Origin of the sequence: Methylobacterium sp. SyP6R, from assembly GCF_019216885.1 — a bacterium.
GTDB lineage: Bacteria > Pseudomonadota > Alphaproteobacteria > Rhizobiales > Beijerinckiaceae > Methylobacterium.
In genome coordinates, this window is sequence record NZ_JAAQRC020000001.1 from 2424694 (window position 1) to 2437788 (window position 13095).

The following is a 13095-nucleotide window of genomic DNA, read 5'->3' on the forward strand; positions in this document are numbered from 1 at the left end:
ATCGGTGTCGCGACCGTCGCGCCGGCTCAGGCGCCGGCGGAGACCAGCACGCTCGAGGGATCGACCTTCACGCCCGGGCCCATCGTCGAGGAGACGGCGATGCGCTGGATGTAGGTGCCCTTGGCACCGGCGGGCTTCGCCTTGGCCACGGCATCCGCGAAGGCACGGATGTTCTCGACGATCTTCTGCTCGTCGAACGAGACCTTGCCGATGCCGGCGTGGACGATGCCCGCCTTCTCGACGCGGAACTCGACCGAGCCGCCCTTGGCGCCGGCGACGGCGCCCTTCACGTCCATGGTGACGGTGCCGACCTTCGGGTTCGGCATCAGGCCGCGCGGGCCCAGCACCTTACCGAGGCGGCCGACCAGCGGCATCATGTCCGGGGTGGCGATGCAGCGATCGAAGTCGATCGTGCCGCCCTGGATCGTCTCGAGCAGGTCCTCGGCGCCGACGATGTCGGCACCGGCGGCCCGCGCCTCGTCGGCCTTCGGGCCGCGGGCGAACACCGCCACCCGCACGGTCCGGCCGGAGCCGTTCGGCAGGTTGCAGACGCCGCGGACCATCTGGTCGGCGTGGCGGGGATCGACGCCGAGATTCATCGAGACCTCGAAGGTCTCGTCGAACTTGGCCTTGGCCCGCTCCTTGATCAGCTTCACCGCCTCGTCGAGCGGATAGAGCTTGGTGACCGCGATGCCCTCGCGGGCGGCGCGGATGCGCTTGCCTGTCTGTGCCATGTCGCCCTCCCCTTACGCGGTGATCTCGAGGCCCATCGCGCGGGCGGAGCCGCGGATCATGGCGACGGCGGAATCGACCGAATCGCAGTTCAGGTCGGGCATCTTCTTCTCGGCGATCTCGCGGATCTGCGCCTCGGAGACCTTGCCGGCGGGCGCGCCCTTGCCGGGGGTCTTCGAGCCGGAGGCCGGCTTCTTGCCGATCTTCAGGCCGGCGGCCTTCTTCAGGAAGAAGGAGACCGGGGGCTGCTTCATCTCGAAGGTGAAGGAGCGGTCCTGATACGCGGTGATGATCACCGGGATCGGGGTGCCCTTCTCGATCTGCGCGGTCTTCGCGTTGAAGGCCTTGCAGAATTCCATGATGTTGAGGCCGCGCTGACCGAGCGCGGGACCGATCGGCGGCGACGGATTGGCGGCGCCGGCCGGGACCTGAAGCTTCACGTAGCCCGTGATCTTCTTCGCCATGGGACTGCTCCCAGAATAGCCCTAAACAATGAGGGCGGTTGCAGGTCGCGGTGCGGCCCGGGCTCCCGGAGGCGTTTCCGGGCGGGCCTTCCGCGGGTGAGGGGCGGATCGTTCGGGAACGTAAAAAGACGAGGCGCGCTGCCGCGCCCCGTACGGTTCCCGAACCGATCCGCCGGGTACGATCAGAGCTTCTCGACCTGACCGTATTCGAGCTCGACCGGGGTCGCCCGGCCGAAGATGGAGACCGCCACCTTGAGGCGGGAGCGGCTCTCGTCGACTTCCTCGACGACACCGTTGAAGGACGCGAAGGGGCCGTCCGCGACGCGGACCTGCTCGCCGACCTCGTAGGCGATCGAGGCCTTCGGGCGCTCGGTGCCTTCCTGGACCTGGCCCTTGATGCGCTCGGCCTCGGCATCCGGGATCGGCACCGGCTTCGACTTGTCGGCGCCGAGGAAGCCCGTGACCTTCGGGGTGTTCTTGATGAGGTGGTAGACCTCGTCGGTGAGGTCGCACTTCACCAGCACGTAGCCGGGGAAGAACTTGCGCTCGGCATCGACCTTGCGGCCGCGGCGCACCTCCACGACCTTCTCGGTCGGGACCATGACCTCGTCGAACTTCTCCGTCAGGCCGCGCTGCGCCGCCTGATCCTTGATCGACTGCGCGACCTTGTTCTCGAAGTTCGAATAGGCGTGGACGATGTACCAGCGCTTCGACACGGCGTTCACTCCAGTCCGGCGGCGGCCCCGTCGCGGGCCGGCATCTGCCGGGTCATCTCTGCTCGATCAGGCCCCGATGCCCAGCACCAGCGTCACCGCATAGCGCAGCACCTGGTCGACGACGGTGAAGAACACGCTCGCCACCACCACCATGACGAACACCATCAGGGTGGTGACCAGGGTCTCCTTGCGGGTCGGCCAGGTGACCTTCCGGCCCTCGTCGCGCACCTGCTGGAGGAACTCGAACGGACCGACGCGCTTCTGCGCCGGACGCACGGGCGGGGTCGGAGAAGCGCCGCCGCGGGCCGGCGGGGTGCTGCGGGAGGCGTTGCGCCCGAGGTCCATCTTCTTCGTCGCTTCGTTCGATGCCATGGCTCGGACAACCGATGCGCTCGAAACCAACGGCGGCACGCGGGCTACAGGATCACCCGAAGGATCACCCCGGCCCGCCTCGCCGCCTGTTCGATCTGGGATGGGCGCAGCGTCTAGCGCAGTTGCCTGCGCTTGTCGACTGTCCCGGACGGATTGTTATTCGGAGGTCTGCCGGTGATGGCGGAGGCTCCGGTCGGCTCGCGGTCTCTGGCAGGAGTGGAGGGACTCGAACCCCCAACCCCCGGTTTTGGAGACCGGTGCTCTGACCAGTTGAGCTACACTCCTGCAGCGCCGCGGCGCGACCGCTCTGTAGCCGGATCGCCGGGGGCGATGCAAGCGGAATGTCGCGACAGGATGCGACATCGGCTCGATCGCCCGGCGCGTGGCCGCGGTCCCGCCCGGCTCCATCGCGTCGCAGGGTTGCGTTGCAGGGCCTGCCAGGTGCCCTGACAGCCCGAGCAGGCTTGGCCGGGCATCTCGGGCTGGGATTGCAGCACCTGTCTCCCATTAGCGACCTCATCCTGAGGTGCCCACGCAGTGGGCCTCGAAGGAGGGCTCCAGAAGCCTGGACGATCCCTGGAGCCCTCCTTCGAGGTCAGCCCACCTTCGATGGGCTGACACCTCAGGATGAGGTCCAAGGTGAGATGACGTGAAGTGCCAAGAGCCGAATCGCATTCGAGCAACGAAAAAGGGCGGGCGCCCGGTCAGGCGCCCGCCCCTTCGCTTCAGAGCCCGAGGCCGCCTTGCAGCCCCGGACCGGTCGACTTATTCGGTGATGGAGGCGACGACGCCGGCGCCGACGGTGCGGCCGCCCTCGCGGATGGCGAAGCGCAGCTTCTCCTCCATGGCGATCGGAACGATCAGCGTCACGTCCATCGTCACGTTGTCGCCCGGCATCACCATCTCGGTGCCCTCGGGCAGCTGGCACACGCCCGTCACGTCCGTCGTCCGGAAGTAGAACTGAGGACGGTAGTTCGTGAAGAACGGCGTGTGGCGCCCGCCCTCCTCCTTCGTCAGGATGTACGCCTCGGCCTTGAACTTCGTGTGCGGCTTCACCGAACCCGGCTTGCACACAACCTGCCCACGCTCCACGTCCTCGCGCTTGGTGCCGCGCAGGAGAACGCCGACGTTGTCGCCCGCCTGGCCCTGGTCGAGCAGCTTGCGGAACATCTCGACGCCGGTCACCGTCGTCGTCGTCGTCGGGCGGATGCCGACGATCTCCACCGACTCGCCGACCTTCACGATCCCGCGCTCGACCCGGCCCGTCACCACCGTGCCGCGGCCCGAAATCGAGAACACGTCCTCGATCGGCATCAGGAACGGCAGGTCGATCGGACGCTCAGGCTGCGGGATGTAGGCGTCCACCGTCTTCATCAGCTCGAGGATCGCCTCGTGGCCGATCTTCGGCTCGCGGTTCTCCAGCGCGCACAAAGCCGAGCCCTTCGTGATCGGGATGTCGTCGCCCGGGAAGTCGTACTTCGAGAGAAGCTCGCGCACCTCCAGCTCGACCAGCTCGAGGAGCTCCGGATCGTCGACCATGTCGACCTTGTTCATGAACACAACCAGCGCAGGAACGCCGACCTGGCGCGCCAGAAGGATGTGCTCGCGGGTCTGCGGCATCGGGCCGTCGGCCGCCGACACCACCAGGATCGCGCCGTCCATCTGCGCCGCACCCGTGATCATGTTCTTCACGTAGTCGGCGTGCCCGGGGCAGTCGACGTGCGCGTAGTGCCGGTTCGGGGTCTCGTACTCGACGTGCGCCGTCGAGATCGTGATGCCGCGCGCCTTCTCCTCCGGCGCCTTGTCGATCTGGTCGTACGCCGTGAACGTCGCGCCGCCAGACTCGGCCAGGACCTTCGTGATCGCCGCGGTCAGCGAGGTCTTGCCATGGTCAACGTGACCGATGGTGCCGATGTTGCAGTGCGGCTTCGTCCGCGAAAACTTTTCCTTGGCCATATCCCTCACCTGCGGCAAGCCCGCCCACGACGTCCAGCCGGGCGGAAGGCGCGGCCCGCTTAGAGGGTTAGCGCCGGTTGATCAAGTCCGGCATCGCGCGGGCACCCCCTCAGGGGGTCCCGGCGACGCGCCGGCGGTCGAGGCTGCGGGCATAGGCTTCCGCCGTCTCGCGCTCGTGGTCGGAGAGCAGTTGCTCGACCGCGCCGACGAGGTCCGGCGCCTCGGTGAAGCCCGCGGCGACGAGGGCCACGGCCTTGGCCCGCGCGGCGTCGCGCTTGGCCGGGAGGCAGATATGCTGGGCCCGCACGGCGAAGTGCTCGGCCGTCTCGTGGCGCGTCCGCGCCGCGGCCGATTCCCGCGCCAGGCAGCCCTTCAGCCTTGCGATCGCCGCCGCCTCGCGGGCCGGCCGCGCCACCTCGATGGCGTGGGACGGACCCGACAGGGCGATGAGCAGAAGCGGCATCACGGCGCGCATGGCGAGGTCCCGGGGCGTTTGTTCCTGTTCTGTTCCATACCACCACTGATTCCCTGCTGCCAAGGTAACCGGGGGAATGGATGGGGACAACGCCGGGACGACCCCCGCCGCGAGGCGGGGGCCGATGCGTGGATCAGGCCGCTTCCGGAGCCTTGCGGCTCTTCAGGAACGCCGCGTGTTCCTCGGCGAGCGCCCCCGACAGGGCGCGGGCGATGAGTGCCCGGGTCTCCTCGACGCCGTAGAGCGCGACGAAAGAGCCGAAGCGCGGGCCCCGGGCCTCGCCGAGCAGGATGCCGTAGAGCGTGGTGAACCAGGTCTGCGACACGCCCGGCCGCCCGTCCGGGCTCTTCGACTTGCCCGACAGGTCGGGGAAGTGGCGCCGCCCGACCTCGTAGACCGCAGCCTGGAGGGCCTCCGGATCGGTCGAGCCGGTCTGCGCAGCGAGCGTTTCGGAGAGGTCGCGCAGGGCCGCCGCCTCCTCCTCGCTCGGGGCCCGGTAGGTCTTGGCCGGGCGCACGAAGTCGCGGAAGTAGCGCACGGCGTGTTGGACCAACCGGTCGAGGCGCGGATGCGTCGCGGGCGAGGCCTCCGGCGCGTAGCGGCGGATGAAGCCCCAGAGCACCGCCGGATCCTCGGTATTGGCCACCGCCACGAGGTTGAGCAACATCGCGAACGGGATCGCCCCGCCATTCCCGACCCGCTCCGGCTCCGGCGGCGCGCCGGCATGCAGGTGCCAGACCGGGTTGCCGAGCTTCAGCTTCGGCTCCTGGCCGGGGAACTTGTCGAGGAACGACAGGTAGTCGTCGACGTGGCGCGGGATGACGTCGAAATGCAGGCGCTTGGCCTCGCGCGGCTTGTTGTACATGAACAGGGCGAGGCTCTCGGGCGTGCCGTAGGCCAGCCACTCGTCGATGGTGAGCCCGTTGCCCTTCGACTTCGAGATCTTCTGCCCCTTCTCGTCGAGGAACAGCTCGTAGTTGAAGCCCTCGGGCGGCTCGGCGCCGAGCGCCCGGGCGATCTGCCCGGAGAGCTTGACCGAGTCGATCAGGTCCTTGCCGGCCATCTCGTAATCGACGCCGAGCGCGACCCAGCGCATCGCCCAGTCGGGCTTCCATTGCAGCTTGGCGTGGCCGCCGGTGACCGGGGTCTCGTAAGATTCGCCCGTGGCGGGATCACGCCACACGATGGTGCCCGAGGACACCTTCACCTCGTCGATCGGCACCTGCATCACATGGCCCGTGACCGGGTGGAGCGGCAGGAACGGCGAGTAGGAGGCCGAGCGCTCGGCGCGCAGGGACGGCAGCATCACCGCCATCACGGCGTCGTAGCGCTCCAGCACCCGCAGCAGGGTCGCGTCGAACCGGCCCGAGCGGTAGCACTCGGTCGCCGACAGGAACTCGTACTCGAAACCGAACGAATCGAGGAAGCGGCGCAGTTCGGCGTTGTTATGGGCGCCGAAGCTGTCATGGGTGCCGAACGGGTCCGGCACCGCGGTCAGCGGCTTGTTGAGGTTCTCGGAGAGCAGCGCCTTGTTCGGCACGTTCTCCGGCACCTTGCGCAAGCCGTCCATGTCGTCCGAGAACGCGACGAGGCGGGTGGGAATGCGATCGCCGGTCAGCGTCCGGAAGGCCTGGCGCACCATCGAGGTACGGGCGACCTCGCCGAAGGTGCCGATATGCGGCAGGCCCGAGGGACCGTAGCCGGTCTCGAACAGCACCTCGCCTTTGCCCGTCCGTTCCAGCCGGGCGACGAGCTTGCGCGCCTCCTCGAAAGGCCAGGCGGACGCGGAGGCGGCGGCCTCCGCCAGGGCGGGATCGATGCTGTATACGGACATGGCGAGGGGGTTTTCGGCCTGTGAGGCCGCGGGCGCGGCCTTCGGTTGAGCGTTTCGGGAGCCCGGCACCCTATGGGCCGCACTCCCGAGGGTCAACGCGAGGCGATCCGCTCAGGCGTGGGCGGGTTCGCGCACCGCTCTCCCGGCCGCCTGCGACCCGGCCATGATGTCGGCCAGGATCTCGTAGGAGCGCAGGCGCGCCCGGTGGTCGTGGATCGCGGCAGCCACCATCAGCTCGTCGGCCCCCGTGCGGGCCGCGATCGCCGCGAGGCCCTGGCGCACCGTCTCGGGCGAGCCGACCACCGAGCAGGCCAGCATGCCCGACGCCTGCAGCTTCTCGTGGCCCGACCAATAGGTCTCGATGTCGTCGATCGGCGGCGGCAGCTGGCCGCGGGTGCCGCGGAAGATGTTGGTGAAGGCCTGCTGGGCCGAGGTGAACAGCCGCCGCGCCTCGCGATCGGTCTCCGCCGCGATCACGTTGACGCCGATCATCGCGTGGGGCTTGGACAGCTGGCCTGAGGGCTCGAAGCGGGCGCGGTAGACCTCGAGCGCCTGCATCAGGGCGTCGGGCGCGAAATGCGACGCGAAGGCGTAAGGCAGGCCCAGCATCGCGGCGAGCTGCGCCCCGAACAGGCTGGAGCCGAGGATCCAAAGCGGCACGTTGGTGCCCGTGCCCGGCACCGCCTGGATCACCCGGCCGGCATCCAGCGGCCCGAGGAGCGTCTGGAGTTCGAGCACGTCCTGCGGGAAATGGTCGGAGGCCGCCGGGTCGCGGCGGAGAGCCCGTAGGGTGCGCTGGTCGGTGCCGGGGGCCCGGCCCAAGCCCAGATCGATGCGGCCGGGATAGAGCTCGGCGAGCGTGCCGAACTGCTCGGCGATCACCATCGGCGAGTGGTTCGGCAGCATGATGCCGCCCGCCCCGACCCGGATCCGGTGCGTGCCCCCGGCGATGTAGCCCACCACCACCGAGGTGGCCGCGCTGGCGATGCCGGTCATGTTGTGGTGCTCGGCCACCCAGTAGCGGGTGAAGCCCCAGCGATCGGCGGCCTGCGCCAGATCGAGCGTGTTGCGCAACGCGTCGCCGGGCGTGGACCCTTGCGGGATCGGCGCGAGGTCGAGGACGGAGAGTGGCGGCATCGGTGGATCCCGGAGGGTGTGAGTGCATGTCCCCTGCTGGTTTCCAAGATTTGGGCTGATGGCGGCGGATGCAAGCGCGTGAGGCCGATGCGTGACATGCATGGGCGGCGCGGACCGGCCGGTTCCGGCCGAGCTCCGTGGGCATACCGGCTCTTCGGACGAAGCGAGCAGGCCGGGGCGTCCATCCATTCCGAACTTTCGAAAGCGGGCCTTGCCCGGGTCCGGCGTTTCACCGATGCTGACGCCTGCGCCCGCGGCAGCAGCGAGACGGGCGGTCCGAGGAGGATCCATGGCGGGATTGTTCGATCTCACCGGCCGGGTGGCGGTGATCACCGGCGGCAATGGCGGCATCGGCCTCGGCATGGCGGAGGCCCTGGCCGGGGCCGGCTGCGCGGTCTCGATCTGGGGTCGCGACGCGGCAAAGAACCGGCACGCCCTCGCGCGCCTGGAAGCCACCGGCGCCCCGGTCGCGGCCGAGATCTGCGACGTCGCCGATCCGGACGCGGTGCAGCGCGCCTTCGACGCCACGCTCGCCCGCTTCGGCCGGGTCGACGGGATGTTCGCCAATGCCGGCGTGGCCGGTGGCGGGCGGCGCTCGTTCCTGGAGCGGGACGCGGAGGAATGGCGCCGAACCTTCGCGGTCAACCTCGACGGAGTGGTGGCGAGCTTCCAGGTCGCGGGCCGGCACATGGCCGAGCGGGCGGGCACGGGCGACGCCTTCGGGCGGCTCGTCGCCACGTCGAGCGTCGCCTCGCTGCTCGGAGCCGCGCGCAACGAGCATTACGGCGCCACCAAGGGGGCGCTCAACGCGATGGTGCGGGCGCTGGCGGTCGAACTCGCCCGCTACGGGGTGACCGCGAACGCGATCCTGCCGGGCTGGATCGAGAGCGACATGACCGCCGGCCTCCTGGCGAACGAGAAGTTCGTCACGTTCAACCTGCCGCGCATCCCCGCCCGCCGCTTCGGCCGTCCGGAGGATTTCGGGGGGATCGCCGTCTACCTGATGAGCGGGGCGTCCGCCTACCAGACCGGCCAGGTGCTGGTGATCGACGGCGGCTACACGGTCGCGTGAGGAGGATGCGATGGCACGATTCACCGACAAGGCCGTCCTCGTCACCGGGGCCGGCAGCGGCATCGGCCGCGCCTCGTCCCTGCTCTTTGCCCGCGAGGGCGCGGCCGTCGCGGTGGTCGACCGCGACGCCGCCGGCGCCGAGGAAACCGCGGCGCTCGTCGCGGCGGAGGGCGGCCGGGCCCTGGCGTTGACGGCGGATGCCGGCCGCGAGGCCGACGTGACCGGCTTCCTCGCCGCCACCGCCCGCGAATTCGGCCGGCTCGACGCGATCCATGCCAATGCGGGGATCGGCGGCGGCACCGTGCCGTTCACCGAGCAGAGCGTGGAGCTGTGGGAGGAGGTGCTGCGGGTCAACCTGATCGGCGCCTTCCTGGCGATCAAGCACGGGGCTCCGCTGCTCCTGCGCCACGGCGGGGGTTCGATCGTCTGCACCGCCTCGGTGGCGGGACTTCGCGCCAACGCGGCGGGGGCGGCCTACAGCGCCAGCAAGGCCGGGGTGATCAGCCTCGTCCAGACCGCCGCCGACGCCTTCGCGGGGACGGGCTTGCGGATCAACGCCGTCTGCCCCGGCCTGATCGAGACCGGCATGACGGCGGGCCTGTTCGCCGCGGCCCGCGCCAAGGGCAAGGAGGACCGCATCGGCCAGCTCAATCCGCAGCGCCGGGCGGGCCTGCCTGAGGAGATCGCCGCCGCGGCCCTGTTCCTGGCGAGCGAGGAGGCCTCCTACGTCAACGGCCAGGCGCTCAGCGTCGATGGCGGGTTGTCGAGCACGCATCCCTTCGTGCCGCGGAAGGCATGACGGCACCCGCTCAGAACGGGCCGACAGGAAAGAACCGCAGGTACAATTCGGCATACTTCCCCTCGTCCCACAGGCGCTGGAGCGCGTCGTCGAGGGCGCGGGCCAGGGCCTCGTCCTCCTTGCGGGTGACGAAGCCGATGCCCTCGCCGAAATAGCGGTTCTCCAGGTAGTCGCCGCCCGAGAAGGCGCAGCACCCCGCCGCCTCGGTGCCGCCGATCCACAGGGCGAGCGCCAACCCGTCGCCGAACAGGTACTCGATCTCGCCCCGGCGCAGGGCCGCCTCGGCGGTGCCGAGATCCGGATAGGTCTTCGGCGTCGCGTGGAAGAAGGTGCGGAGATACGCTTCGTGCGCGGTGCCCGAGACCACGCCGACGGGATGCTCGGACACCACCTTCGTGTCGGGGGCCGGCAGGCTCTTGTCGCCCCGCACCGCGAACCGGGCCGGCCAGCGGAAATACGGCCGAGTCGCCCGGTGGTCGGCCCTGAGCGCCGCGGTGAGCGGGATCGCGGCGGCCACCACGTCGCCCTGGTTGGCCTGGAGCGCGTCGAGCAGCGTGTCGAAGCGGCGCACCTGCACGGTGCAGGTCAGGCCGAGCTTCTCGCAGGCCGCCCGGGCCAGTTCCACCGCAAAGCCGGTCGGGTTGCCGTCCGGCCCGGCGAAGTGCAGCGGCGGGTACTCGTCGTCGGTGAGGAAGCGGATCGGCCTCGTGGTCTGCGGCGGCTCGGGCCGCTCCAGCCGGGCGCGGGGGTTCCAGAAATTCGGGATCATCACCGCCTCGGCGGCGGCCGCCGGTACCGCGGCGAGCATCAGCACGGCGGCAATCAGGCCTTGCATCTGACGCTGCGGCACTCGCGCCACATTCGCAAGGAATTCGCGGGCGGAGGAGCGCGACGCTGTCGCGGAGACGGTACGGGCCATAGGCTCTCCTACCACGAACCTCCGCCGGTGGGAGCCGGCCTCGTCGAGGGCACTTGCGATGTTCGTCGAGGTCCGGTCTCCGCAGGGTGCAGCCCTCGTCCTGCCCGGCGAGCTCGCCTTCCTGCTCGGCCAGGGGGTCGACCTCGGGCTCGTCCGTGATGCCGCCCTCCTGGCGCGCCGGGAGGGCACGGAGCCGGCCGCAGCCCTGCTGCGCGCGGGACTGATGAGCGAGGCCGATTATTACGCCGCCCTCGCCCGGGCGCTCGGCCGGCCGTTCCGCGGCACCGGCCTCGTCCTGCATCCCGCGGCGCGGTTTCCCGACGACATCCGTCTCGGTGCCGCCGTCGGCGCTGCGGGAGAGGTCTTTCTGGCCCCGCCGCCCGGGGCGGTCGCGGCGCTCCTCTCGGCCGGTGCGCCGCCCGGCGCCGTCTTCACCACGCCGGCGGCGCTCGCCGGCGCCGTGCTCGCCACCGCCGGGCCCCGCGCCGCCGCACGGGCCGCCGAGGCGCTGGAGGTGCGCGCGCCCGACTGGGCCTATCGCCCGGGGCTGCATCCGGCGCAGGTTCTCGTGCTGCTGCTCGGGGTCGCGGCGGCCCTGCTGCTGGTCGAAGCGTCGCCTTGGCTGCAGCTCGCCCTTCTGGTCCTCCTCAACCTCGCGGTCCTGGCGGTGATCGTCTTCCGCCTCGCCGCCCCGCTGCTGCGGCCGGCAGCCCTGCCCGACTTGGGATCCGACTTGGCCCCCGACTTGGCCTCCGATTTAGGCCCCCTGCCGGATGCGGAACTGCCGGTCTACACCGTGCTGGTGGCGCTCTACCGCGAGACGAAGGTGGTGCCGCGCCTGGTGCGCGCGCTCGCCCGCCTCGACTACCCGGCCTCCAAGCTCGACGTGAAATTCGTGATCGAGGCCGACGACACGGCCACCGCGGCGGCTTTGGCCGCCCTGCCGCTGCCGGCCCGGTTCGAGGTGGTCACGGCGCCGCCCGGCCTGCCGCGCACCAAGCCGCGGGCCCTCAACGTCGCCCTGCCGCTCGCCCGCGGCGAGCACCTCGTGGTCTACGACGCCGAGGACGTGCCGGATCCGCGCCAGCTGAAGGCGGCCGCCGCCCTGTTCCGCGCCGGCCCGGACCGGCTCGCCTGCCTGCAGGGCCGGCTGGTGATCGACAACACCGAGGATTCCTGGCTTACCCGCTGCTTCACCCTCGAATATGCGGCTTTGTTCGACGTGCTGCTGCCGCTGCTGACGGCGGCGCACCTGCCGGTGCCGCTCGGCGGGACGACGACGCATTTCCGCACGCAGGTCTTGCGCGAGCTGCACGGCTGGGACGCCTGGAACGTCACCGAGGATGCCGATCTGGGCCTGCGCCTGTCGCTCGCCGGCTACCGGGTCGGCGACCTGCCGCTCGCGACCCTGGAGGAGGCGCCCGCGCGGGTCCGGCCCTGGCTGCGCCAGCGCACCCGCTGGATGAAGGGCTTCGTCCAGACCACCATCACCCATAGCCGGCACCCCATCCGGGCCTGGCGGCGCCTCGGGCCGCTGGGCCTGCTCTGCGCGGTGGCGATGGTGCCCGGCACGGTCGTCTCGGCCCTGGCCTACCCGTTCGGGATCGGGCTGGCGGCCTGGACCCTCGCCGCCGGCCCGCTGCCGGCAGGTCCCGACCTCCTCGCCAACCTGGTGACGGCGACGGGCCTGACCGTCTTCGCCGCCGGCCTCGCGGCGATGTGGCTGCCGGCGCTCGCCGGCGGGTTGCGGCGGGGCTGGTGGAGCCTCGCCCCCTGGGTGCTGATGCTGCCGGTCTATTACGGCCTCGTCAGCGTCGCCGCCTGGCTCGGCCTCATCGAATTGCTGCTCGCGCCCCATCGCTGGAACAAGACCGAGCACGGCCTCTCCGCCACCTCGCGCACGGGCGCGATGCGGCGGAGGAGCTGAACGGTCAGAGCTGGCGCGCCACCTCGGCGGCGGCGTCCTTGGCCGGGCGCATCAGGTTGAGTGAGCCCACGAAGTGGCCGCGTCCATCCATGATGTAGACGAGCGCGGTGTGCTCCATCGTGTAGTCGCCCTCCTTCAGCGGCACCTTGCGGCTATAGGCCCGGTAGGCCTTCACGGTGGCGGCGACCGCCTCGGGCGAGCCGGTGAGCCCGACGATGCGGGGATCGAAGCTCGACAGGTAGTCCTTCAGCGCCTTCGGGTCGTCGCGCTCGGGGTCGACGGTGACGAACAGCGCCTTCACGTCGTTCCCCTTCGGCCCGAGCGCCGCCAGCACGTCGGAGATCTGCTGCAGGGTGGTCGGGCAGATGTCCGGGCAATGCGTGAAGCCGAAGAACACCAGGTGCGGCTTGCCGGAAAAGTCCCGGTCGGTGACCGTGCGGCCGTCCTGGTCCACCAGGGTGAACGGCCCGCCGACCGCGCTGACGCCGGTGGCGACGGGCCGGCCGAGCATCAGGCTGGCGGCAAAGCCCAGCACCGCGAGGCCGAGAACGAAGACGAGGAGCGGGATCGCGGCGCGGCGCATCCGGGGCGTGAGGGGCATCGGCGGGGTCTTCCTGGCTTCCCGTAACGGTCGGAGGCCGGTGGAGCACCGCCCGCCTCTGCCCGCAAGGGGGCACGCGGTCGCCCTACTG

13 protein-coding genes and 1 tRNA gene are annotated in these 13095 nt (G+C 70.6%); 3 read left to right on the top strand and 11 right to left on the bottom strand.

The genetic code is table 11. The annotated features are described in order from the left end of the window. Positions 1 to 26 precede the first annotated feature (26 nt). The 9 genes from rplA to HBB12_RS11255 form a co-directional block, all read right to left on the bottom strand. A complete protein-coding gene (gene rplA / locus HBB12_RS11215) occupies positions 27 to 734 on the bottom strand; it encodes a 50S ribosomal protein L1 (RefSeq protein WP_048430286.1) in 708 nt (235 codons plus the stop codon). A gap of 12 nt (positions 735 to 746) precedes the next feature. Next, complete coding sequence (rplK, locus tag HBB12_RS11220; protein WP_048430287.1) at positions 747 to 1196, bottom strand: 50S ribosomal protein L11; 450 nt, start codon at positions 1194 to 1196, stop codon at positions 747 to 749. A 182-nt stretch (positions 1197 to 1378) separates the two neighbouring features. After that, positions 1379 to 1912 (bottom strand): transcription termination/antitermination protein NusG, encoded by a 534-nt coding sequence (gene nusG, locus HBB12_RS11225; RefSeq protein ID WP_109975431.1) that lies wholly within the window; start codon positions 1910 to 1912, stop codon positions 1379 to 1381. A gap of 66 nt (positions 1913 to 1978) precedes the next feature. Then, a complete protein-coding gene (gene secE / locus HBB12_RS11230; protein WP_236989409.1) occupies positions 1979 to 2284 on the bottom strand; it encodes a preprotein translocase subunit SecE in 306 nt (101 codons plus the stop codon). 208 nt (positions 2285 to 2492) lie between these two features. Then, positions 2493 to 2569 (bottom strand) — tRNA-Trp (locus HBB12_RS11235). Between the two features lie 480 nt (positions 2570 to 3049). After that, positions 3050 to 4240, bottom strand: a complete 1191-nt coding sequence (tuf, locus tag HBB12_RS11240; protein WP_048437545.1) for an elongation factor Tu — start codon at positions 4238 to 4240, stop codon at positions 3050 to 3052. A 109-nt stretch (positions 4241 to 4349) separates the two neighbouring features. Further along, a complete protein-coding gene (locus tag HBB12_RS11245; RefSeq protein ID WP_236989410.1) occupies positions 4350 to 4715 on the bottom strand; it encodes a hypothetical protein in 366 nt (121 codons plus the stop codon). 133 nt (positions 4716 to 4848) lie between these two features. Then, entirely contained in the window at positions 4849 to 6549 is a 1701-nt protein-coding gene (locus HBB12_RS11250; protein WP_236989411.1) for a lysine--tRNA ligase, read from the bottom strand. A gap of 111 nt (positions 6550 to 6660) precedes the next feature. Then, complete coding sequence (locus tag HBB12_RS11255; protein WP_236989412.1) at positions 6661 to 7686, bottom strand: LLM class flavin-dependent oxidoreductase; 1026 nt, start codon at positions 7684 to 7686, stop codon at positions 6661 to 6663. Between the two features lie 289 nt (positions 7687 to 7975). On the opposite strand from HBB12_RS11255, the gene HBB12_RS11260 reads away from it, so the two are divergent. Together HBB12_RS11260 and HBB12_RS11265 are read left to right on the top strand one after the other, a co-directional pair. Further along, on the top strand, positions 7976 to 8758 hold the full coding sequence (locus tag HBB12_RS11260) for an SDR family NAD(P)-dependent oxidoreductase (RefSeq protein ID WP_236989413.1): 783 nt from the start codon (positions 7976 to 7978) through the stop codon (positions 8756 to 8758). Positions 8759 to 8768: 10 nt separating this feature from the next. Beyond that, positions 8769 to 9557 carry an SDR family NAD(P)-dependent oxidoreductase gene (locus tag HBB12_RS11265; protein WP_236989414.1) on the top strand — a complete coding sequence of 263 codons (789 nt, stop codon included), beginning with the start codon at positions 8769 to 8771 and terminating at the stop codon, positions 9555 to 9557. Between the two features lie 10 nt (positions 9558 to 9567). Here the strand turns inward: HBB12_RS11265 and HBB12_RS11270 are convergent, their stop codons facing one another. Next, entirely contained in the window at positions 9568 to 10365 is a 798-nt protein-coding gene (locus tag HBB12_RS11270; protein WP_442919355.1) for a transporter substrate-binding domain-containing protein, read from the bottom strand. A gap of 169 nt (positions 10366 to 10534) precedes the next feature. On the opposite strand from HBB12_RS11270, the gene HBB12_RS11275 reads away from it, so the two are divergent. Continuing rightward, the gene (locus tag HBB12_RS11275; protein WP_236989416.1) at positions 10535 to 12403 is read left to right on the top strand and encodes a glycosyltransferase family 2 protein; all 1869 of its coding nucleotides are present in this window, start codon (positions 10535 to 10537) and stop codon (positions 12401 to 12403) included. Between the two features lie 4 nt (positions 12404 to 12407). Here the strand turns inward: HBB12_RS11275 and HBB12_RS11280 are convergent, their stop codons facing one another. Then, positions 12408 to 13004: an SCO family protein gene (locus tag HBB12_RS11280; protein ID WP_236989417.1), complete on the bottom strand. Its 597-nt coding sequence runs from the start codon at positions 13002 to 13004 to the stop codon at positions 12408 to 12410. Positions 13005 to 13095 lie beyond the last annotated feature (91 nt).

What these genes read in the sequence shown, in the direction of transcription:
- rplA (WP_048430286.1), bottom strand. Translation starts at nt 734, where the DNA reads ATGGCACAGACAGGCAAGCGCATCCGCGCCGCCCGCGAGGGCATCGCG.
- rplK (WP_048430287.1), bottom strand. Translation starts at nt 1,196, where the DNA reads ATGGCGAAGAAGATCACGGGCTACGTGAAGCTTCAGGTCCCGGCCGGC.
- secE (WP_236989409.1), bottom strand. Translation starts at nt 2,284, where the DNA reads ATGGCATCGAACGAAGCGACGAAGAAGATGGACCTCGGGCGCAACGCC.
- tuf (WP_048437545.1), bottom strand. Translation starts at nt 4,240, where the DNA reads ATGGCCAAGGAAAAGTTTTCGCGGACGAAGCCGCACTGCAACATCGGC.
- HBB12_RS11245 (WP_236989410.1), bottom strand. Translation starts at nt 4,715, where the DNA reads ATGCGCGCCGTGATGCCGCTTCTGCTCATCGCCCTGTCGGGTCCGTCC.
- HBB12_RS11250 (WP_236989411.1), bottom strand. Translation starts at nt 6,549, where the DNA reads ATGTCCGTATACAGCATCGATCCCGCCCTGGCGGAGGCCGCCGCCTCC.
- HBB12_RS11255 (WP_236989412.1), bottom strand. Translation starts at nt 7,686, where the DNA reads ATGCCGCCACTCTCCGTCCTCGACCTCGCGCCGATCCCGCAAGGGTCC.
- HBB12_RS11260 (WP_236989413.1), top strand. Translation starts at nt 7,976, where the DNA reads ATGGCGGGATTGTTCGATCTCACCGGCCGGGTGGCGGTGATCACCGGC.
- HBB12_RS11265 (WP_236989414.1), top strand. Translation starts at nt 8,769, where the DNA reads ATGGCACGATTCACCGACAAGGCCGTCCTCGTCACCGGGGCCGGCAGC.
- HBB12_RS11270 (WP_442919355.1), bottom strand. Translation starts at nt 10,365, where the DNA reads ATGCTCGCCGCGGTACCGGCGGCCGCCGCCGAGGCGGTGATGATCCCG.
- HBB12_RS11275 (WP_236989416.1), top strand. Translation starts at nt 10,535, where the DNA reads ATGTTCGTCGAGGTCCGGTCTCCGCAGGGTGCAGCCCTCGTCCTGCCC.
- HBB12_RS11280 (WP_236989417.1), bottom strand. Translation starts at nt 13,004, where the DNA reads ATGCCCCTCACGCCCCGGATGCGCCGCGCCGCGATCCCGCTCCTCGTC.